The following is a 19,911-nucleotide window of genomic DNA, read 5'->3' on the forward strand; positions in this document are numbered from 1 at the left end:
AACGGAAAGGGCACGCCCGCTGTTCCATCGGACGTGCCTTTTTGTCGCCATCAGCCCAGGATCCGGCCGACCATTTCGCCGGTGTCGCGCGACAGGCCCGGTTGGTTCGCGATCCGTTCCAGCGCGCGGCGCATCATCTGCTGGCGGTCGGCGTCATAGCGCCGCCAGGTTTCGAAGATCGTCGTCATCCGTGCGGTCGTCTGCGGATTCACCGGGTCCAGCCGGATCAGCCAGTCGGCGATCAGGGCATAGGCATCGCCCGATGCCGCGTGCAGACCGGCGTGATTGCCCGCCAACCCGCCGATGAGCGAGCGGAACCGGTTGGGGTTCTTCCAGTCGAAATCGGCCCGCTCGCTCAGGACGCGGGTCATCTGTGCGGCACGGTCGGGCGCGGCGTAAAGCGGCTGCATCATGAACCACTTGTCCATCACCAGCCGGTCGCCGGACCATTGGCGCTGGAACGCCGCGGCCTGTTCGTCGCCCGCGCCGATGGTCATCAGCGCCGCCAGCGCGCCCGCCTGTTCGGTCATGTTGTCGGCGTCGGCAAACTGGCTGGCCGCCCGCTCGCCGCCGTCGATCCAGCCCAGCAGGCCCAGCGCCGCAAGGCGCAGCGCCCGCCGGCCAGCGGCATGCGCGTCGGGCGAATAGGGGCCGGGCACCGCCATCGCGTCATAGGTGATCGCCAGCGGCTCGGACAGATGTTCGGCGAGGGTCAGCAACAGACGCCGGCGCGCGGCATGGATCGCGTCGGGGTCGGGGGTCAGCCCGCCATCGAACAGGGTTTGCGCGATGTCGTCTTCGCCGGGCAGCGCCAGGACCAGCGCGCGGAACGCCGGGTCCAGCGTGTCGTCGCGCAACACGGCCTCCAACCCGTCGAGAAACCCGCTCGGCGGTGCCTGGTTGTCGGCGATCATCGCCACCAGAACCTCCTTGGCCAGGGCGCGGCCCGCCTCCCACTTGTTGAAGGGGTCCGTGTCATGGGCCAGCAGGAAGGCGCGTTGCTGCGCGGTGAGGTTGCGCTCGACGATGACCGGGGCGGAGAATCCGCGCAGGATCGACGCCACCGGGCGCGTGCCCTGGGTGTCGAAGGTCACCGTTTCCTGCACCTTGTCCATCTCCAGAACCTTGGTTTCCAGCATCTCGTGCCCCTTGGGGTGCAGAAACCCGATCGCGACGGGAATCAGCTGGGGCAGCTTTTCCTGATGGCCGGGCGTGGGCGGCGTGCTCTGCGTCAGCGTCACGGTCAGGCGGTTGTTTTCAAATCTCTCCTCGACCTTGAGGCGCGGCGTCCCCGGTTGGGTGTACCAGCGTTTGAACTGGGTCAGGTCGCGCCCGGTGGCATCCTCGAACACCTTCAGCCAATCCTCGATCGTGCAGGCCTGGCCGTCGTGGCGGTCGAAATACAGGTTCAGCGCCTTGTAATAGGCATCGTCCCCGACGATCCGTTTCAGCATGCCGATCACCTCGGCGCCCTTTTCATAGACGGTCGCGGTATAGAAGTTGTTGATCTCGACATAGCGTTCGGGACGCACCGGATGAGCCAGCGGGCCGTTGTCCTCGCGGAACTGGCGGCCGCGCAGGGCCAGCACGGATTCGATCCGCTTGACCGGGGCGCTGCGCATGTCGCCGGAAAACTGCTGATCGCGGAACACGGTCAGCCCTTCCTTGAGGCAAAGTTGGAACCAGTCGCGACAGGTGATGCGGTTGCCGGTCCAGTTGTGGAAATACTCGTGGGCGATGATGCCTTCGATCAGTTCGAAATCGCGGTCGGTCGCGGTTTCCGGGCTGGCCAGCACGTATTTCGAGTTGAAGATGTTCAACCCCTTGTTTTCCATCGCCCCCATGTTGAAATCATCGACCGCGACGATGTTGAACACCGACAGGTCATAGGCTCGGCCGTAAACGTCCTCGTCCCATTTCATGCTGCGTTTCAGGGCGTCCATGGCATAGGCGCATTTGTCCTCGTCGCCCGGGCGCACCCAGATGTTCAGCGCCACCTCGCGCCCCTCGCAGGTGGTGAAGCGGTCGGAATGGGCGACCAGATCACCGGCCACCAGCGCAAACAGATAGGCGGGTTTCGGCCACGGATCGCTCCACTCGGCGACGCCGTTGGCGGTCGCGCCGGGGTTGCCGTTGGACAACAGCACCGGCATGTCGCCTTCGATGCGCACCTCGAAAGGGGCCATCACGTCGGGGCGGTCGGGATAGAACGTGATCTTGCGAAAGCCCTCGGCCTCGCACTGGGTGCAATACATGCCGCCCGACATGTACAGCCCTTCCAGCGCGGTGTTGGTGGCCGGTGCGATCTCGACCTCGGCCTCCCAGATGAAAGCACCCTCGGGCACGTCGACGGTCAGGCCCGTATCGTCGATCTCGGGCGACACCGCGACGCCGTCGATCGCCGCCGAGATCAGCGTCAGACCCTCGCCATCCAGTCGCAACCGATCACCGGGCGTGGCCGCGGGATTGGGGCGAAAGGCGATCCGCGACAGAACGCGCGTCGCGGCGGGATCCAGCCGGAACGTCAGGTGAACCGAGTCGATCAGATGCGAGAACGGGCGATAATCTGCCAACTGAATGGCCACCGGGGCGGAATCTTTCATGGACGGTCTTTCAGGTTAAGCTAGGTGAATTGGCAAGCAAAGCTGTCCGGCGGCACGGTAGGGCGCAATCCCCAAGGCTTCAATGCCGCCGTCAGTTCAATGAATACCGGCGACAGGTTCATCTGCGCCGCAAACAAGGAGGTCACGATGTCCGCACCCAAGACCAACATCGAAGAACAGGAAAAAAAGCACCGCCCGGCCCTGTGGGGCATGAAGGGCGTTGCGGTTTTCGCCGCCGTCATCCTGGTCATTTTCATCGTCTACATCTTCGCCCAGGGCGACAGCCCCGACGAAGCCGGCGCCGAGGTCGATGGCCGCACCGGCGAAGTCGAGGAAACGCCGGCGAACTGAGGACACGCGCGATGCCGCGCGGCACCGCCAAGCGCGATCTGCCCACCAAGGTGTGCCCGCATTGCGGGCGCCCTTTCGCGTGGCGCAAGAAATGGGCGCGCGATTGGGACAACGTGATCTACTGCTCGCAACGGTGCCGGGGTGCCGCGCGCACGCCACGCGGTGACCGGCCGGCGATGGCAAGGTAAGCCTTGGCCGGTTTCGCCGGCTTTGCCGCGGGTTCGTTCTTCCCCCGCCAACGCCGCGGCGATATAAGATGCACAAGCACACATGAAGGCAGCGAAATGACCCGTCCCGTCGTCGGCATCATCGGCAATCATCACCTGATCGAAAACTCCTACGAAGTGCACGGCGGCGGCATGATGAACACCGAGGCGGTGGCGGTGGTGTCCGGCGCGCTGCCGCTGCTGATTCCGGCGGATCCCCGGTTCGTCGACGTTCATGATCTGATGGATACCTGCGACGGCTTCCTGTTCACCGGCGGGCGTCCCAACGTCCATCCCGAAGAATACGGCGAGGATCCGACGCCGGCTTATGGCACGTTCGACCGCGCCCGGGATGCCGTGGCGCTGCCGCTGATCCGGGCGTTGGTCGAACGGGGCCAGCCGTTTCTGGGCATCTGCCGCGGTTTCCAGGAGGTCAACGTCGCCATGGGCGGATCGCTCTGGCCCGAGATCCGCGACCTGCCGGGGCGCATGAACCACCGGATGCCGCCCGACGGCACGCTGGAAGAGAAGTTCGAGCTGCGCCACGCCGTCAGCTTTTCCGAGGGCGGGCCGTTCCACCGCCTGATGGGCGCGCAATCGGTGATGACGAACACGCTGCACGGACAGGGCATCCGCACCCCCGGCAAGCGTGTCGTGATCGACGGCCACGCCCCCGACGGCACGCCCGAGGCGATCTATATCGACGGCGCCCCCGGCTTCACCCTGTCGGTGCAATGGCACCCCGAGTGGAATGCCGCCAACGATCCCGTCTCGCGCCCGCTGTTCACCGCCTTCGGCGACGCCCTGCGCGCCTGGGCCGAAGCGGGACAGGCCACGCCGGTGTCAAAGGTGGCGTAAGGGAGGCGCGTTTCGTTCCCACGCGCGCTCGCCCAAGCGTCCCCGGGGGCAGCGCAGGTTGGATTGGCCTTGGCGCATGTGGCCTAGCCAGCCCGTAATCCGCGGCCGCGGGGTCGAACCGTTACAACATAGAGGAACGAGATGAGTGTAATGCTCGATAAATTTTCCCTGTTCTACGCACCCATACCCAAGGTTGCGTGCACGTCGATCAAGCTCATGTTTTTTTGAGCTCGAGAACGGATTTCCGTTCAAGGGATATATCGTGAACGGCCGCAAAAGGCATATCCACGAGTATTACAGATCCAGCCTTTGGGACGTCATTCCACACAAGCGCATCGCGGATTTCCACCGTGTGACCGTGGTGCGTGATCCGGTCGAGCGGTTTCTTTCGGCCTATGGCAACCGTGTTATCCACCACCGGGAACTCTCACCCCGGAAAACCGGCCCGAAATTCAAGAACCGGGGTCTTGAACATAATCCCGATCTCGATCTCTTCATCGACAGGTTCGAAGAGTATTACGGCGCCAGCGGGCCGATCCATCACCACATGCGGCCGATGGTCGACTTTGTCGGTGACGATCCGTCATACTTTTCCAAGGTGTATAAAATAGGCGATGTCGATGATTTCGTGGCGGATGTCGGTGAACATGTGGGCGCCGCGCTGACGATCGGCCGCCATCAGACGGGCGGGCGCAAGTTCAGGAAGGAAGATCTGAGTCCGGCGCAGTTGGCGAAGATGGAATCCTTTTATCACGCCGACTATGAAGCGTTCGGAAATTACCTTTAGAAAACCGGTGGATGCCACGGCTCGAACGCGTGGCATCCACCATTGCTTGCGGCACGGCCCTTCTGAACCCGGGTAAGCTATGTCACCGCGGCACGGGTCTTGTATTCCGGCCGGTCCCACAGCCGATCATCCATCACCGCTTTCACATGCGCGACGGCATCGGTCACGTCCTGCGGCGAGGTATAGAGCGGGGTGAAGCCGAAGCGCAGGATGTCGGGCGCGCGGAAATCACCGATCACGCCACGCGCGATCAGCGCCTGCATGATGGCATACCCCTCGGGGTGCGAGAACGACACCTGGCTGCCGCGGCCGTGGGGATCGCGGGGCGAGGCCAGCGTCAGATCGGGGCAGGCGGCCTCGACCCCGGCGATGAAGGCTTCGGACAATTCGATCGACCGGGCGCGCAGGTCTTGCATGTCGACGCCCTCCCAGATGTCCAGCGCGGCGTCCAGCGCCGCCATCTGGATGATCGGCGGCGTGCCGACGCGCATCCGCTCGATTCCGACACCCGGCCGGTAGTCCGGATCGAACGCGAAGGGCGCGGCATGGCCCAACCATCCCGCCAGCGCGGGCTTCATGTCGTCGGCATGGCGCGGCGCGGCATAGATGAAAGCAGGCCCGCCGGGGCCGGAATTGAGGTACTTGTAGGTGCATCCCACGGCGAAGTCTGCGTCGCAGCCCGTCAGGTCGATGGGCAGGGCACCGGCGGAATGGGCCAGATCCCAGATCATCAGCGCGCCGACCTCGTGGGCGCGACGGGTGATCGTCGCCATGTCGTGCAATCGGCCGGTGCGGTAATCCACCTGTGTCAGCATCACGACGGCGACATCATCGGTAATCGCGTCATGCACATCCTGGGGCGCCGGCGTTACCAGGCGGTGATCCTGCCCCAGGGTGTCGATCAGCCCGCCGGCCATGTAGAGATCGGTCGGGAAGTTGCCGCTGTCCGACACGATCACCCGGCGGTCGGGGCGCAATGCCAGCGCCGCGGCCAACGCCTGGTAGACCTTGATCGACAGCGTGTCGCCCAGGACCACGGTGCCCTCGGCCGCGCCAATCAAGCGGGCGACGCGATCACCCATCTTCGCCGGCGCGGCCATCCATCCGGCGCGATTCCACCCGGTGATCAGCATCTTGCCCCATTCGTCGGTCATCATTTTCGCGACCCGATCCGGCGCGGATTTCGGCAGTGGCCCCAAGGAGTTGCCGTCAAGATAGATGATCCCCTCGGGCAGTTGAAACTGGGCGCGGGTGGCGTTGAAATCGGTCAAGGTCGCTCTCCGTTGGCGGGTTTGGTCTTCAGGGTGGCGGATCACGGCGACGCGGGCAAGCGCTCTTGCGCGCGGGGTGCTAGGTGCGCATTGTGAAGGCGCCGCACAAGAGGATATGTCATGCCCGTCATCTCTGCCGTCGATTGCCGCTTGTTCCATGTTCCGCTCGCCGAGGTGCTGGTGGATGCCAAGCATGGCGATCACACGCATTTCCAGCTGGTCACCGTAACCATCCGCACCGATGACGGGCGCGAGGGCACCGGATACACCTATACCGGCGGCAAGGGCGGCCATGCGATCCGCGCCATGGTCGCGCATGATCTGGCGCCGTTCCTGATCGGCAAGGACGCCGCGGATATCGCCGCCCTGTATGACGCGATGCAATGGCACGTGCATTACGTCGCGCGGGGCGGCATCGCATCGTTCGCGATTTCCGCCATCGACATCGCCCTGTGGGATCTGAAGGGCAAATCCGAAGGCCGCGCGCTGTGGCAGATGGCGGGCGGTGCGGGGCAGACGTGCCAGGCCTATTTCGGCGGCATCGACCTGGGGTTTCCCCTGCCCAAGCTGCTCGAATCGGTGCGCGGATACCTGGCGCAGGGTGCGACGGGCGTGAAGATCAAGATCGGCCAGCCGACCCTGGCCGAAGACGTCGAACGCATCGCGGCCGTGCGCGATCTGATCGGGCCGGATGTGACATTCATGGTCGATGCCAACTATTCGATGTCGGTCGATCAGGCGATCAAGGCCGCCCGTGCCTTCGCCCCCTATGATCTGTTCTGGTTCGAGGAGCCCACGATTCCGGACGATTACGACGGCTATGCCCGGATTGCCGCCGCCACCGACCTGCCTCTGGCCATGGGCGAGAACCTGCATACGATTCACGAATTTCAGTATGCCTGTGACCGGGCCCGCCTGACGTTCCTGCAACCCGATGCGTCGAACTGCGGTGGCATCTCCGGCTGGCTGGCCGCGGCCGATCTGGGCAAGCGCGCCGGGCTGACGGTGTGCAGCCACGGCATGCAGGAGCTGCATTGTTCGCTGGTCGCGGGGCAGGGCGGCGCCGGCTGGATCGAGGTTCATTCCTTTCCCATCGACACCTACACCACCCGCCCGCTGGTGATCGAAGACGGCCGCGCGGTGGCACCCGATGTGCCCGGCACCGGCGTCACCTTCGACTGGGATCTGCTGAACGCGGCCGACAACCCCCCCGCCTGAGTGCGAAATCCACTGGCCCCCGCGCGGCCGCGGTCGTAGGTTGCGCGCGAACCAAGCAAGGGGAAGAACATGCATATCATGGTGATCGGCGCTGCCGGAATGGTGGGGCGCAAGCTGATCGAACGGGTCGTGGCCGACGGGGGCCTGAAAGGTCAGCCGGTCGACCGGATGACCCTTGTGGACGTGATCGAACCGACGGCACCGGCCGGATACGACGGCCAGGTGGACACCCATGTCGCCGATCTGTCGGCCGATGGCGTTGCCGAAACCCTGGCGGCCCTGCGCCCCGACATCATCTTCCACCTCGCCGCCATCGTGTCGGGCGAGGCGGAACAGGATCTGGACAAGGGATACCGCATCAACCTGGACGGCACGCGCAACCTGTTCGACGCCATCCGCGCCGAGGGCGAGCGCGAGGACTGGATGCCGCGCATGGTCTTCACCTCGTCCATCGCGGTGTTCGGCGCCCCGTTCCCGGCGCAGATCGGCGATGAATTCCACCGCACGCCCCAGACCTCCTATGGCGCGCAAAAGGCCATGGGCGAGCTGTTCCTGAACGATTATTCCCGCAAGGGCATCTTTGATGGCGTCGGCATCCGCCTGCCCACCATCTGCATCCGTCCGGGCAAGCCGAACCTTGCGGCGTCGGGCTTCTTTTCGAACATCCTGCGTGAACCGCTGGTGGGGCAGGAAGCGATCCTCCCGGTGCCCGATACCGTCCGTCACTGGCACGCCAGCCCCCGTTCTGCCGTCGGTTTCCTGATCCATGCCGCAACCATGGACACCGCCGGTCTGGACCATCGCCGCTGTCTGAACATGCCGGGCCTTTCGGCCACGGTTGCCGAACAGATCGAGGCGCTGCGCGCGGTGGCGGGCCAGAAGGCCGTCGACCTCATCAAGCATGTTCCCGATGAAAAGATCATGAAGATCGTCGACGGCTGGGCGCGCGATTTCGCCCCCGAACGGGCCAAGGCGCTGGGCTTCACCGCCGAAACGTCGTTCGAGCAGATCATTCGTGTCCATATCGAGGACGAACTTGGCGGATCTCTTTAGGTTTCGGCCCTGTCGGCCTCCATCTTGCTTACAATTCGGGGGCCGACACCCTATATAGGATATACCTGTGCGGCAGACCGCGCCGGAACGGGGGATAAATCCGATGACGATGTTTTCGATGAAGCCGCAATTCGACCTCGCCGAATTTCTTGCCAAACCCGCAACGCCGGGAACCCGGCCCAGAAACCGTCAATTCGGGCGCCAGGCGCCACGGCCGCCCAAGGCCGAGCCGGTCGAGGGCACGTCCGAGGCCGAGGGCGAGATCAAGGCGTAACCGGCACAAGGTTCACGGTCTTCGCTGATTTTCAGAGAAAGGTGTCTGCGTATTTCTCGCGCAGCGCCTTTTTTTGTACCTTGCCCATGGTATTGCGCGGTAGCGCGTCGATCACAAAGATGTCGCGCGGTTGCTTGAAGCGCGCCAGATCGCGCGACAGCGCCGCGCGGATCGCATCCAGATCAGGTGTTTCGCCGTTTTCCGGCACGATGAGCGCCAAGACCGTTTCACCGAAATCCGGATGCGGCACGCCGATCACGGCCGATTCCATCACCCCCGGCTGATCGTCGATCACGACCTCGATCTCCTTGGGATAGATGTTGTAGCCGCCCGAGATGATCAGATCCTTGTCGCGCCCGACGATGTGGACATACCCGTCCGAATCGATCCGCCCGAGATCGCCGGTGATGAAGAAGCCGTCGGCGCGCAGCTCCTCGGCGGTCTTTTCGGGCATCTGCCAATACCCCTGGAACACGTTCGGGCCGCGCACCTCGATCCGGCCGACCTCGCCCCGGGGCAGGGTGGCGTCGGTCTTGGGATCGGTGATCTTCAGCTCGACCCCCGGCAGCGGAAAGCCGACCGTGCCCGGCCGGCGTTCGCCGTCATAGGGGTTCGAGGTGTTCATGTTGGTTTCGGTCATGCCATAGCGTTCCAGGATCGCGTGGCCGGTGCGGTCGGAAAACCGCCGGTGGGTTTCGGCCAGAAGCGGGGCCGAACCTGAGATGAACAGCCGCATGTGCGCCGTCAGATCGCGGGTGAAGCGCGGATCGTCCAGCAGCCGGGTATAGAAGGTCGGCACCCCCATCATCGTCGTGGCCCGCGGCAGCGCGGCGATCATCGCATCGGGATCGAACCTGGGCAGGAAGATCATCGCGCCCCCGGCCAGCAAGGTCAGGTTGGTGGCGACGAACAGGCCATGGGTGTGAAAGATCGGCAGGGCGTGCAGCAACACGTCGTCGCCGCTCCATCGCCAGGCGCCGTGCAGCGCGCGGGCATTGGACAGCAGGTTGTCATGGCTCAGCATCGCGCCCTTCGAGCGCCCGGTGGTGCCCGAGGTATAGAGAAACGCCGCCAGGTCGTCGGGCGCGCGCGGCGTCGTGTCGAAGCTGTCGGGTTGGCCGGCGGCGGTATCGGCAAGGGTGCCGGTGCCCTCCGCGTTCAAGGTTCTTAGTTCGGCACCCGCGGCACGTGCCAGATCGGCCAGCGCGTCGGAACGGCCGGCGTCGCACACCACCAGCCTCGCACCGCTGTCCTCGATGAAATACGCCAGCTCGCCCCCGGTATAGCCGGTGTTCAGCGGCAGGAAGATCGCGCCGCACTGAACCGCCGCCGCATAGAGCGCCAGCGCCTCGGGCGACTTTTCGATCTGGACGGCGATGCGGTCGCCGGGGCTTACGCCGCAGGCCCGCAAGGCGTGCGCGAACCGTGCCGCGGTTTTCAGGAAGGCATCGTAGGAAACGGCGCTGCCATCGGCGAGATGCAGAAACGGCGCGTCGCGGCCCGCATGACAGCCGAACAGCGCATCGTAGAGTGTATTGCTCATGCTTTCGATCTTTCGGAGTTGGGGGGCGCCTTGACCTGCTGGGCCAGCTTGCGAACCTCGGAGGTGGCGGCGATCGTGCCGCTTTTGGCGAACCCTTCGTGATTCTGCGAGATCTTCGCGGGGTCATAGGCATAATTCACCATCACGCCGCCGGATTGCCGTTGCCCGCGCGGCGATGTGTCGGCGTCGGCATGCAGTCGATGCACCGACGCGCCGTTGCCAAGGTGAAAGCGCGCAACCGGATCCAGCGGCTGACCGTCGTCGCGCTTGGCATCCAGAAGATAGTGCGCAGCGAGGGGACGCAGGTCGGCGGGCCGGTCGCCGTCGCCGATCCAGCGCATCAGACCGGGAACCGGCGACAGGGTGACGAAGGTCTTCAGCCCCGGCAGGCTGGCCGACAGATCCGCGACGACCTGCTTGATCAGCGAATTGCCGAACGATATTCCGGCCAGCCCCGCCTGACAGTTCGAGATCGAATAGAACACCGCCGTATCCGCATCCTCGGCCGCCAGCGGCGCCCGGTCTTCGGCCAGCACCGACTGGATCGAGCCGGGAATCCCCCGGGTCAGCGCGATTTCCACGAAAATCAGCGGATCACCCGGCATGGCGGGATGGAAGAACGCGAAACAGCGCCGGTCGGCGGGATACAGGCGGCGGCGCAGGTCGTCCCAGCTGTCGATGGCATGGACCGCTTCATAGGCCACGATCTTTTCCAACAGGACAGCCGGCGATTCCCAATCCACCGGTTGCAGCAACAGAAAGCCACGGTTGAACCACGACGACAGCAGGTGGCAGAAATCGACGTCAAGCGGCGCAAGATCGGGGTGCCTGGGCAACAGCGCCAGAAGATCGGCGCGCATCGACACCAGCCGCGCGGTGGCGCCGGGCAGGGCGTTCAGCCGGCGCACCAGCTCCTGACGGCGGGGTTCGGCGGCAATGGCGAAGGCGCGATAGGTGGCGCCGTCGGGTGCGTTCTCATACTGCTCCAGCGTGGCGCGCACGCGGGCGGGATCAATGCCCAGGGCGCGGACCAGGTGGCCGAAAAACGCGATCTTCCCGGCCTCGTCGAGAGCTGCGTATCGCTCAAGGATCTCGCGCGCCAGAACCAGGCCCGAGATTTCGCCGGTGGTGCCCAGCAACTCGTCGCACAGGCCGGCCAGATCGCCCCGTTCGACCCGTGCCCCCCCCGGCACCTCGCGCCGTTGCAGCAGAGTGCCCAGCATGTCGCCCAGAACGCTCATATCGCCGTGCCCATCACCGCGTCGGGCAGCCATGTGGCGATGCCGGGAAAGACACACAGGATGATGATCGCGGCCACCATGCACAGCACATAGGGCATCGACCCCCAGAGGATCGTCTTCAGCTTGATGTCGGGCGCGATGCCGTTGATGACATAGAGGTTCAGGCCCACGGGTGGCGTGATCAGGCCGATTTCAAGGTTGATCGTCAGGATTACCGCGAACCAGATCGGATCGAACCCCGACGCCGTGATGATCGGCATCAGGATCGGCGCCGCCATCAGGATCACCGCGACGGGGGGCAGGAAGAACCCCGCGATCAGCAGGAACACGTTGATGATCGCCATCAGAACCCAGCGGTTCACGTCCAGATCCGCGATCCATGCCGCCACCGATTGGGTGATGAACAGCGACGACAGCATGTACGAAAACACGCCGGCCGCCGCGATGATGAACAGGATCATCACCGATTCGCGGGTGCTGTCACGCAGCACGGTCCACAGGGCCGCCGGGCTCCAGAGTTTATAGATCACGACGGCGACCGTCAGGCACAAAAGCGCGCCGATGGCGGCGGTTTCCGATGGCGTGGCGATGCCGCCATACATGGCGTAAAGCACGCCGAGGATGATCAGCAGGAACGGCAGCACGCGGGGCAGGATCTCGAACTTCTGTTTCCAGCTGTAAGGGGTGAAGGCCAGGACCCGCGCATCGCCGGAACGCCAAGTGGCAAAGATCGACCATGCCATGAACAGCGTGACCAGCAGAAGGCCGGGAAACACACCCGCGAGGAACAGCCGCCCGATGCTGGTTTCGGTGGCGATGCCATAGACGATCATCGTCACCGACGGCGGAATCAGGATGCCCAGCGTGCCGCCCGCCGCGATCGAACCGGCGGCCACACCGTCGGGATAGCCGCGCTTGCGCATCTCGGGGATGCCCATCTTGCCGATGGCCGCACAGGTGGCGGGCGACGAGCCCGACATCGCCGCGAAAAGCGCGCAGGCGCCAAGGTTGGATATGACCAGCCCGCCGGGAATCCGCGTCAGCCAGCGTTCCAGCGCCTCATACAGATCGGCGCCCGCCCGGGTCGAGGCGATGGACGCGCCCATGATGATGAACATCGGGATCGACAGCAGGGTGAAGTTGTTCAGGTCGGCGAACAGGATTTCCGGCATCAGTTGCAGCGACCGCGCGCCGTCGAACACCACGAGGAACCCCGCCGACACGATCAGCAACCCGATGGCGACCGAGACGCCGGAAAACAGCACGGCGATGGTGGCAAAGGCGACCAGCGCCCCCAGAAGCAGCGGATCCATCAGGCGTCATCCAATCCGAAAGGGGTTTCGATGCGCAACGCCAGGGCCACGATATCGGCGATCAGTTGCAACAGCATGAGGGCAAGGCCGACCGGCAGCGACAGATAGGCTTTCCACAGTGGCACACCCCAGACGGTGTCCGATTTCCAGCCCCGCTCCCACGCGAACAGCCAGAATTCGAAGCCATACCACAGCATGACCGCGATGATCGCCGCGCCCGCCGTCAGCGTGACAAAGGCCAGCGCCCGGCGCGCCGCCATCGGCAGGGCCATCGGCACCAGATCGACGTTCACGTGACCGCGCAGATGCTGCACATACGGCAGGCCGATCAACGTTGCCGCGATCATCAGGTAAACGACCATTTCGGTCTGCCAGATTGTCGATCCGTTCAGAACGAACCGAATGAAGATCATCTGACAAGTAATTGCAACGGCAGCAACAATCATCGCCGCCGCCGTCCAGCCCGCAAGGGTGGAGATCGCGCCGACCGCTTTCAGAAACGGGTTGCCGCCGTGGCGGGCATGGGGAATGCCGGGGCTTTGGGCCGCCATCTGCTGTCCTCGTCGTCAGGGAAAACGGGGCGGCCGACGACCGCCCCCGGGGCGATCACTCGACCGCCAGCGCCAGGTCCAGCAGCTTCTGGCCATCGGGCGTCGAGGCCGCGAACTCCTTGTAGGACGTTTCGGCGGCCAGCTTCTGCCACGCCTTGAACTCGGCCTCGGTCATGTCGTCGATCTCGACGCCCGCCTCGGCAAAGACCTCGCGCGAATTGCCGTCCTCGGCCTTGGCTTCGTCCAGATAGAACGCCTGGGCCTTTTCGGATGCCGCAATCAGGGCGTCCTGCTGTTCGGGGGTCAGCCCCTCGAACGTGGTCTTGTTCATCAAAAGCGGCTGATACATGAACCACAGCGCATAATCGCCCGGCGGCGTATAGCAGGCGACCTGTTCATAGATGCGATAGCTGACGAACGACGACGACGACGTGTTCGCCGCGTCCAGAACGCCGGTCTGCATGGCGTTGTAGATCTCGGACGATGCCATGGATGCGATCGACGCGCCGGCCCCCGCCAGCATCTGCTCGAACGCCTTGCCTGCGGCGCGGGTCTGCTTGCCCTCCAGTTCCTCGGGCGAGGTGGCGCAGCCGTCCTTGCCGGCAAAGCCGCCCGCCAGATAGCCATGCACCAGCACCATCACGTCGTCACCGGCCATGATCTTTTCCAGCTCGTCCATGAAGGGCGAATCCGTCAGGCGCGCGGCGTGGTCGTGGTTCTTCACCAGTCCCGGCATCAGCGTCAGGTTATAGGCCGGCTGCTGACCACCGGCATATGACAGCGGCAGCACCGTCATGTCCAACTGGCCGCGGGACAGGGGGATGTATTGCTCGCGCGCCTTGAACAGGGATTGCGAGCCGAAGATCTTGATATCAAGGTCGACGTCGGCGGCGGCGACCTCATCCGCCACCATCTGCGCAACCTTGTGGCGCACGTCATTGTCGCTCCACTGATGGGACAGGCGCAGTTCGGTGGCGCCCGCCGTCGTGGCAAGGCCGAAAGCGGCCACGGTGCCCAGAAACACTTTATTCATCGAATCCTCCCAAATTCTCTGTGCCGGGCCTCTGCGGGCCGGGGTTTGGTCAGGTTAGGTGATCGGTATGCTGTGTCAACATTCCTGTATGCAAGAAAGGCAGAATTGCATTTCCGATGGGCCGACCCTATCGTCACGTCATGAAAAGCCAACGCGCCAACACCATTGCCGAAGCCCTGGAGGACATGATCCTGAGCGGCGATTTCGCCGAGGGCGAAAGGCTGGACGAGATCCGCCTGGCCGAGCGGTTTTCCGTCTCGCGCACCCCCGTGCGCGAGGCGTTTCAGCGGCTGGCCCAGTCGGGTCTGATCGAACAGATTCCGCGCCGCGGCGTGTTCGTCCGCCGCCCCGGGCCCGTCGAACTGGTCGAGATGTTCGAAGTGATGGCGGAGTTCGAGGCGCTGGCCGGTCGTCTTGCCGCGCTGCGCATCAGCGATGCGGCGTTGGCCGTGCTGGAGGCGGCGAACGACAACTGCCGCGCCGCGCTGTCAGAAGGCAATGCCGATCTCTATTACGTTGAAAACGAACGGTTCCATCATGTTATCTATGAACAATCCGGCAGCGCCTTCCTGCAACAGGAGGTTGGACGCCTGCACCGGCGGCTGAAACCCTATCGCCGGATGCAACTGCGCCTGCGGGGGCGCATGTCGCAATCGATGGCCGAACACGAAGACATTGTCGCCGCCCTGACGGCCGGCGACGCGGGCCGCGCCGCCGACCTCTTGCGCGGCCACGTCGCCATACAGGGCGAGAAGTTTCACCACCTGATGGCCAGCCTGCGCGCCGCCGCCGAGTGATCTCAGCGGCAGTCGGCGAACGACCGGGCGACGCCGCGCAACAGATCGCCGTACAGGTCGGCGCCGGGTGTCAGCGCGCTGCCCAGCGGGTCGATCACCGCGCTGCGCGCGTCCGTGCCCTCGAACACAGCGTCAACCAGCCCGGCGTTGAACTGCGGTTCCGACAGGGCGCAGCGGATGTCGTCTGCCGCGATGCGTTGCCGCAGCGCCGCGATGCGCGACGGGCTGGGATCCGAGGCATCGGAAAGCGAGATCGCGCCGGCGGCAGGCAGATCGAATCGGTGTTCGAAATACTGATAGGCGTCATGGAACACGATGTGCGATCCGCTGCGCACGGGATCCGTCAACGTCACGATGTCGTCTTCGAGCGCGTCAATGCGCGCGGCGCTGTCGGCTGCATTCGCGCGGTAGGCGTCGGCATTGTCGGGATCGGCGTCGGCCAGCGCCTGCGCGATCGCATCCAGCCAGACCCGCGCATTGTCGGGGTCCAGCCAGGCGTGGGGGTCGATGGCGCCGTGATCATGATCGTCATGCCCGACGTGGTCGTCGTGGTCGTGTGGCGCGAAACCGGGCGCGTCGCGCACCGCAAGGCGCAACGTTCCGGGTTGATCGAGAAGCGCCACCGATACGGCCCCGCCAGCCAGGGTGTCGATCTGGGTGTCCAGTTGCGGCGTCAGTTCCGGCCCCACCCAGACCACGATCTGCGCCGCGTTCAGCGCCCGCGCATCTGACGGGCGCATGGCATAATCGTGCGGCGACGCCCCCGGCCGGATCAGCAGGCTCGGCGTGCCCACCCCCGCCATGACCTGTGACACCAGGCTGTGAACCGGCGCGATATCGGCCACCACGGCGGGGGGCGCGGCCTGTGCCATGGCGGTGCCAAGCGGGAAAAGCAGCACGGAAAGAAGTTTGTTCATCGGCGCCTCATGTAATGATATAACAGGGGCTGGATAATCAGGATGATATAACATATCAAGTGGAAAATCTGTGGGGGAACGCCATGACGCGTCAGGCCTTCGAACATCACGACCACCATGCCTGCATCCGCGATGCGGTGGACACCGCCGCGCGCCTGTCCGCCGAACGCGGGGTGCAGTTCACCGCGATCCGGCGCCGCGTGCTCGAACTGTTGCTGGCCGAACACCGCGCGATGGGGGCCTATGACATCCTTGATGCCCTGCGGGCCGAGGGGCGCGGCGCGCAGCCGCCCGTGGCCTATCGTGCGCTGGATTTCCTTGTGCGCCAAGGGTTTGCCCACCGCATCGAACGGCTGAACGCCTTTGCCGCCTGTGCCCATCCTGGCGTCGATCATTCGCCCGCGTTCCTGATCTGTCGCGCCTGTGCGTCGGTCTCCGAAGCGCGGGGGGCGCCGGCGCCCGAGGGGTTGAACGCCTCGGCGCGCGCCCAGGGGTTCGTGATCGAACGCACGATGGTCGAGGCCGAGGGCCTGTGCCCCAACTGTGTCGAAGGATCCCCCGCATGAGCCTGATTTCCCTGCGCGGCGTCGATGTGCGCATCGGCGGGCGCACCGTGCTTCAGGGCATCGACATGGATGTCGCGCGGGGCGAGATCGTGACGATCGTCGGGCCGAACGGGTCGGGCAAATCGACCCTGCTGCGGGTTCTGGTCGGGGCGTTGAAACCCCATGCCGGACGGGTGCGGCGCGCCGGCGGGCTGCGCATCGGATATGTGCCGCAAAGCCTGCACATCGATGCCACGCTGCCGATCACGGTGGCGCGGTTCCTGGGATTGCCCAACCGCGTCGGGCGCGACGCGCTTGCCGCGGCCCTGGCGCAGGCGGGTTTGCCGGATCTGGGGACGCGCCAGATGGCGGACCTGTCGGGCGGACAGTTCCAGCGCGTTCTGCTGGCGCGCGCGATCCTGGACAAGCCTGACCTGTTGCTGTTGGACGAGGCGACCCAGGGCCTGGACCAGCGCGGATCGGCCAGTTTCTATCAACAGATCGAAGAAGTCCGGCGCGACATCGGCTGTGGCATCCTGATGGTCAGCCACGAATTGCACGTGGTGATGAGCGCGTCCGACCGCGTCATCTGTCTGAACGGTCACATCTGTTGCGAAGGCCACCCCGAGGTGGTCGCGTCCGCGCCCGAATACCGGGCGCTGTTCGGCACCGGCACCAAGGGCGCGCTGGCGCTCTATCGTCACGAACACGATCACGGGCACGATTGCAGTCACGCCCACGACCACGGGGGAACGCTATGATCCTGGATGCCTTCCTGATCCGCGCGGCGCTGGCCGGGGTGGGGGTTGCGGTTGCCGCGGCGCCCATGGGGTGTTTTGTGGTCTGGCGGCGCATGGCCTATTTCGGCGATGCAACCGCCCATGCCGCGATCCTTGGTGTCGCGCTGGCGCTGGCGCTGTCGTGGTCGGTGTTCTTCGGCGCGCTGGTGGTGGCGCTGCTGATGGCGGTGGCGGTGTCGGGACTGGGCAACCGCGGGCTGGCCATGGACACCCTGCTGGGGGTTCTCGCCCATTCGGCGCTGGCGTTCGGGCTGGTCGCGGCATCGTTCCTGACCGGCGCGCGGCTGGATCTGATGGCCTATCTGTTCGGGGATATCCTGGCCGTGGGCTGGGGCGACGTGGCGGTGATCTGGGGCGGCGCGCTGGCGGTGCTGGCGCTGATCGGCTGGCGCTGGTCGCCGCTGTTGCTGTCGACGTTGAACGGCGATCTGGCACAGGCGGCGGGGATCGATCCGCGTCGCGAACAACTGGTGCTGACGCTGTCGCTGGCGTTGGTCGTGGCGGTGGCGATCAAGGTGGTCGGCGTCTTGCTGATCGGTGCGCTTCTGGTGATCCCGGCCGCCACCGCGCGCCCGTTCGCGCGCACGCCGGAAGGCATGGCGATCCTGGCGACGGCGATCGGCGCCTTTGCTGCCCTGGCCGGGCTGGCGGCGGCGTTCCGCTTCGACACGCCCACGGGGCCGACCATCGTCTGCGTTGCGGCGGGGTGTTTCGCCCTGGCGACCGTGGTCAACGCACTGGGGCGGGCGGTGGGCGGCGGGTCTGAAACTTGACAGCTTTTGGTAACGATAACATAAAGATTTGCACAATAACGCCACAGGGGGGCAGGCATGGGTCGTTACGTGATAATGGGGGTGGCCGGATCGGGCAAAAGCAGCATCGGTGCGGCGCTGGCCGACGCGCTGGGTGGTGAATACGTCGATGGTGACGACCTGCATCCCCCGTCGAACATCGCCAAGATGTCGCGTGGCGAACCCCTGAACGACGATGACCGCTGGCCCTGGCTGGATCTGGTCGGCCAACGCCTGGGCGCTCCGGCCGACGGCGACCTGCTGATCGGGTGCTCTGCCCTGAAACGCAGCTATCGCGACCGGATCCGCGCGGCGGTGGGCGGGCCGGTGGTGTTCCTGCATCTCACGGGCGAACGCGCGGTGATCGAGGACCGGATGGCCGCGCGCGAGGGGCACTTCATGCCGACCTCGCTTCTGGACAGCCAGTTTGCCGCGCTGGAGCCCCCCGGCGCCGACGAGGCCGCGATCGCGGTGGACATCGACCAGCCGCCCCAAGGTATTGTCGCCGAATTCGTCCGCCGGATCGGAGCGCGCCATGACTGATCCCGTCGCGCTGATCGGGGCAGGGGCCATGGGCGGCGCCATCGGCGCGCGGCTGGTGTCGTGCGGCGTGCCGCTGCATGTGTTCGACTTGGACCGCGACAAGGTACAGGCGCTGGTCGATCTCGGGGCTGCCGCCGCCCCTTCGGCGTCCGAGGCGGCGGCGCGGGCCGGCGTCGTGATCACCAGCCTGAATGCCCCCCGCATCGTCGAGGCGGCCGTGTTCGGCGACGCCGGCGTGGCCGCGGGCGCGGCGCAAGGCACATTGATTATCGACATGTCGTCGATCGATCCCGCCGCGACGCGGGCGCTGGCCGAACGGGCCACGCAGGCCGGTCTGCGCTGGGTCGACGCACCCCTGTCGGGCGGCGCGCCCAAGGCGGCGACAGGAGAGCTGACGCTGATGCTGGGTGGCGCGGCGGCGGATGTCGCGGACGCGCGGCGCGTGCTGTCCCATGTCGCCGCGAACATCACACACATGGGGCCGGCGGGGGCCGGGCAGACCACCAAGCTGATCAACCAGGTGCTGTGCGGTCTGAACTTTCTCGCCGTGGCCGAGGCGACGCAGCTGGCGCTGGACGCCGGGGTGGACGCCGCGAAGATCCCCGAGGCGCTGAAGGGCGGGCGTGCCGACAGCGCGATCCTGCAGGAATACATGCCGCGCTATGTCGCGAAGGATTACCGGCGCACCGGGCGGATCGACAACATGGTCAAGGATCTGAACGGCGCGCAGGATCTGGCCCGCGCCACACATACGCCGATGCCGCTGACCGCGATCTGCGCCGAAATCCACCGCCAGATGACGGCGGCGGGATGGGGTGGCGAGGATCAGGCGGCGCTGATGGAATTCTTTACCGGACCCAACAAGGAAAACCTGCCATGATCACCCGTTTCGCCCTGTTCGAAGGGACTTTGAAAGACGGCAAGACCGATACCTTCCGTGCCGCCGTCACCGACCGGCTGGTGCCGCTCTGGCGTCAGTTTCCCGGCGCATCCGAAGTGCGCGTGATGTTCGGAGAGGAGCGCGACGAAGGTGCGCCCGAGTTTCCGTTGATCCTGGCCATCACCTATCCCGACCGCGACGCCATGGCGCGCGCGCTGGAAAGCCCGTTCCGTGCCCAGTCGCGCGAAATAACCGGCGAAATCGTCGCCGAATGCTTCGATGGGCGCATCCACCACCACGTTACGGAAATGTCGGAGTATGCGGCCGGCTGACAAG

General features: G+C 65.4%; 22 protein-coding genes. 14 read left to right on the forward strand and 8 right to left on the reverse strand.

Going from position 1 to position 19,911, the window contains the following annotated elements; translation table 11 throughout:
- Window positions 1-50: 50 nt before the first annotated feature.
- A complete protein-coding gene (gene pepN / locus CFP68_RS12470; protein WP_099827263.1) occupies window positions 51-2,603 on the reverse strand; it encodes an aminopeptidase N in 2,553 nt (850 codons plus the stop codon).
- A gap of 147 nt (window positions 2,604-2,750) precedes the next feature.
- Between pepN and CFP68_RS12475 the strand changes: the two genes are divergently transcribed.
- The 4 genes from CFP68_RS12475 (at window position 2,751) to CFP68_RS12490 (ending at window position 4,805) form a co-directional block, all read left to right on the forward strand.
- Entirely contained in the window at window positions 2,751-2,954 is a 204-nt protein-coding gene (locus tag CFP68_RS12475) for a hypothetical protein (RefSeq protein ID WP_099827360.1), read from the forward strand.
- Between the two features lie 11 nt (window positions 2,955-2,965).
- Window positions 2,966-3,142: a DUF2256 domain-containing protein gene (locus tag CFP68_RS12480; RefSeq protein WP_099827264.1), complete on the forward strand. Its 177-nt coding sequence runs from the start codon at window positions 2,966-2,968 to the stop codon at window positions 3,140-3,142.
- Between the two features lie 96 nt (window positions 3,143-3,238).
- The gene (locus CFP68_RS12485) at window positions 3,239-4,018 is read left to right on the forward strand and encodes a gamma-glutamyl-gamma-aminobutyrate hydrolase family protein (RefSeq protein WP_099827361.1); all 780 of its coding nucleotides are present in this window, start codon (window positions 3,239-3,241) and stop codon (window positions 4,016-4,018) included.
- A gap of 262 nt (window positions 4,019-4,280) precedes the next feature.
- The gene (locus tag CFP68_RS12490; protein WP_158234168.1) at window positions 4,281-4,805 is read left to right on the forward strand and encodes a sulfotransferase family 2 domain-containing protein; all 525 of its coding nucleotides are present in this window, start codon (window positions 4,281-4,283) and stop codon (window positions 4,803-4,805) included.
- Window positions 4,806-4,882: 77 nt separating this feature from the next.
- On the opposite strand, the gene kynU is transcribed toward CFP68_RS12490, so the two are convergent.
- Complete coding sequence (kynU, locus tag CFP68_RS12495; protein WP_099827266.1) at window positions 4,883-6,076, reverse strand: kynureninase; 1,194 nt, start codon at window positions 6,074-6,076, stop codon at window positions 4,883-4,885.
- 120 nt (window positions 6,077-6,196) lie between these two features.
- Here kynU and CFP68_RS12500 point away from each other — a divergent pair, with 120 nt between their 5' ends.
- The 3 genes from CFP68_RS12500 to CFP68_RS18115 all read left to right on the forward strand — a co-directional run bounded on the left by CFP68_RS12500 (window position 6,197) and on the right by CFP68_RS18115 (window position 8,621).
- Window positions 6,197-7,294 carry a mandelate racemase/muconate lactonizing enzyme family protein gene (locus CFP68_RS12500; RefSeq protein ID WP_099827267.1) on the forward strand — a complete coding sequence of 366 codons (1,098 nt, stop codon included), beginning with the start codon at window positions 6,197-6,199 and terminating at the stop codon, window positions 7,292-7,294.
- A 69-nt stretch (window positions 7,295-7,363) separates the two neighbouring features.
- Window positions 7,364-8,347 carry a D-erythronate dehydrogenase gene (gene denD / locus CFP68_RS12505; protein ID WP_099827268.1) on the forward strand — a complete coding sequence of 328 codons (984 nt, stop codon included), beginning with the start codon at window positions 7,364-7,366 and terminating at the stop codon, window positions 8,345-8,347.
- Between the two features lie 103 nt (window positions 8,348-8,450).
- Window positions 8,451-8,621, forward strand: coding sequence for a hypothetical protein (locus tag CFP68_RS18115; RefSeq protein ID WP_158234169.1), 171 nt, complete (start codon window positions 8,451-8,453; stop codon window positions 8,619-8,621).
- Window positions 8,622-8,652: 31 nt separating this feature from the next.
- On the opposite strand, the gene CFP68_RS12510 is transcribed toward CFP68_RS18115, so the two are convergent.
- Genes CFP68_RS12510 through dctP form a run of 5 tightly spaced genes read right to left on the reverse strand, consistent with a single transcriptional unit; the run spans window position 8,653 to window position 14,302 of the window.
- A complete protein-coding gene (locus CFP68_RS12510; RefSeq protein ID WP_099827269.1) occupies window positions 8,653-10,164 on the reverse strand; it encodes a malonate--CoA ligase in 1,512 nt (503 codons plus the stop codon).
- Window positions 10,161-11,405: a malonyl-CoA decarboxylase gene (locus CFP68_RS12515; RefSeq protein ID WP_099827270.1), complete on the reverse strand. Its 1,245-nt coding sequence runs from the start codon at window positions 11,403-11,405 to the stop codon at window positions 10,161-10,163. The genes CFP68_RS12510 and CFP68_RS12515 overlap by 4 nt, the downstream gene beginning before the upstream one ends.
- Window positions 11,402-12,718, reverse strand: coding sequence for a TRAP transporter large permease (locus CFP68_RS12520; protein ID WP_099827271.1), 1,317 nt, complete (start codon window positions 12,716-12,718; stop codon window positions 11,402-11,404). Before CFP68_RS12520 ends, CFP68_RS12515 begins: the two co-directional genes overlap by 4 nt.
- Window positions 12,718-13,269 carry a TRAP transporter small permease gene (locus CFP68_RS12525; RefSeq protein ID WP_099827272.1) on the reverse strand — a complete coding sequence of 184 codons (552 nt, stop codon included), beginning with the start codon at window positions 13,267-13,269 and terminating at the stop codon, window positions 12,718-12,720. Before CFP68_RS12525 ends, CFP68_RS12520 begins: the two co-directional genes overlap by 1 nt.
- A gap of 55 nt (window positions 13,270-13,324) precedes the next feature.
- Window positions 13,325-14,302 (reverse strand): TRAP transporter substrate-binding protein DctP, encoded by a 978-nt coding sequence (gene dctP / locus CFP68_RS12530; RefSeq protein ID WP_099827273.1) that lies wholly within the window; start codon window positions 14,300-14,302, stop codon window positions 13,325-13,327.
- Window positions 14,303-14,442: 140 nt separating this feature from the next.
- On the opposite strand from dctP, the gene CFP68_RS12535 reads away from it, so the two are divergent.
- Window positions 14,443-15,099, forward strand: a complete 657-nt coding sequence (locus CFP68_RS12535; RefSeq protein ID WP_099827274.1) for a GntR family transcriptional regulator — start codon at window positions 14,443-14,445, stop codon at window positions 15,097-15,099.
- Between the two features lie 2 nt (window positions 15,100-15,101).
- On the opposite strand, the gene CFP68_RS12540 is transcribed toward CFP68_RS12535, so the two are convergent.
- On the reverse strand, window positions 15,102-16,016 hold the full coding sequence (locus tag CFP68_RS12540) for a zinc ABC transporter substrate-binding protein (RefSeq protein WP_099827275.1): 915 nt from the start codon (window positions 16,014-16,016) through the stop codon (window positions 15,102-15,104).
- A gap of 83 nt (window positions 16,017-16,099) precedes the next feature.
- Between CFP68_RS12540 and CFP68_RS12545 the strand changes: the two genes are divergently transcribed.
- The 6 genes from CFP68_RS12545 to CFP68_RS12570 are packed head-to-tail and all read left to right on the forward strand — an operon-like array spanning window position 16,100 to window position 19,907.
- Window positions 16,100-16,582, forward strand: coding sequence for a helix-turn-helix domain-containing protein (locus CFP68_RS12545; protein ID WP_099827276.1), 483 nt, complete (start codon window positions 16,100-16,102; stop codon window positions 16,580-16,582).
- Complete coding sequence (locus CFP68_RS12550) at window positions 16,579-17,322, forward strand: ATP-binding cassette domain-containing protein (protein WP_099827277.1); 744 nt, start codon at window positions 16,579-16,581, stop codon at window positions 17,320-17,322. Before CFP68_RS12545 ends, CFP68_RS12550 begins: the two co-directional genes overlap by 4 nt.
- Window positions 17,319-18,134, forward strand: a complete 816-nt coding sequence (locus CFP68_RS12555; protein WP_193825228.1) for an iron chelate uptake ABC transporter family permease subunit — start codon at window positions 17,319-17,321, stop codon at window positions 18,132-18,134. The genes CFP68_RS12550 and CFP68_RS12555 overlap by 4 nt, the downstream gene beginning before the upstream one ends.
- A 57-nt stretch (window positions 18,135-18,191) precedes the next feature.
- Entirely contained in the window at window positions 18,192-18,695 is a 504-nt protein-coding gene (locus CFP68_RS12560; RefSeq protein WP_206601912.1) for a gluconokinase, read from the forward strand.
- Entirely contained in the window at window positions 18,688-19,575 is an 888-nt protein-coding gene (locus tag CFP68_RS12565; RefSeq protein ID WP_099827279.1) for an NAD(P)-dependent oxidoreductase, read from the forward strand. The genes CFP68_RS12560 and CFP68_RS12565 overlap by 8 nt, the downstream gene beginning before the upstream one ends.
- On the forward strand, window positions 19,572-19,907 hold the full coding sequence (locus CFP68_RS12570; protein WP_099827280.1) for a hypothetical protein: 336 nt from the start codon (window positions 19,572-19,574) through the stop codon (window positions 19,905-19,907). The genes CFP68_RS12565 and CFP68_RS12570 overlap by 4 nt, the downstream gene beginning before the upstream one ends.
- Window positions 19,908-19,911: the final 4 nt, after the last annotated feature.

It is taken from the genome of Oceaniglobus indicus (assembly GCF_002751875.1).
Classification (GTDB): domain Bacteria; phylum Pseudomonadota; class Alphaproteobacteria; order Rhodobacterales; family Rhodobacteraceae; genus Oceaniglobus; species Oceaniglobus indicus.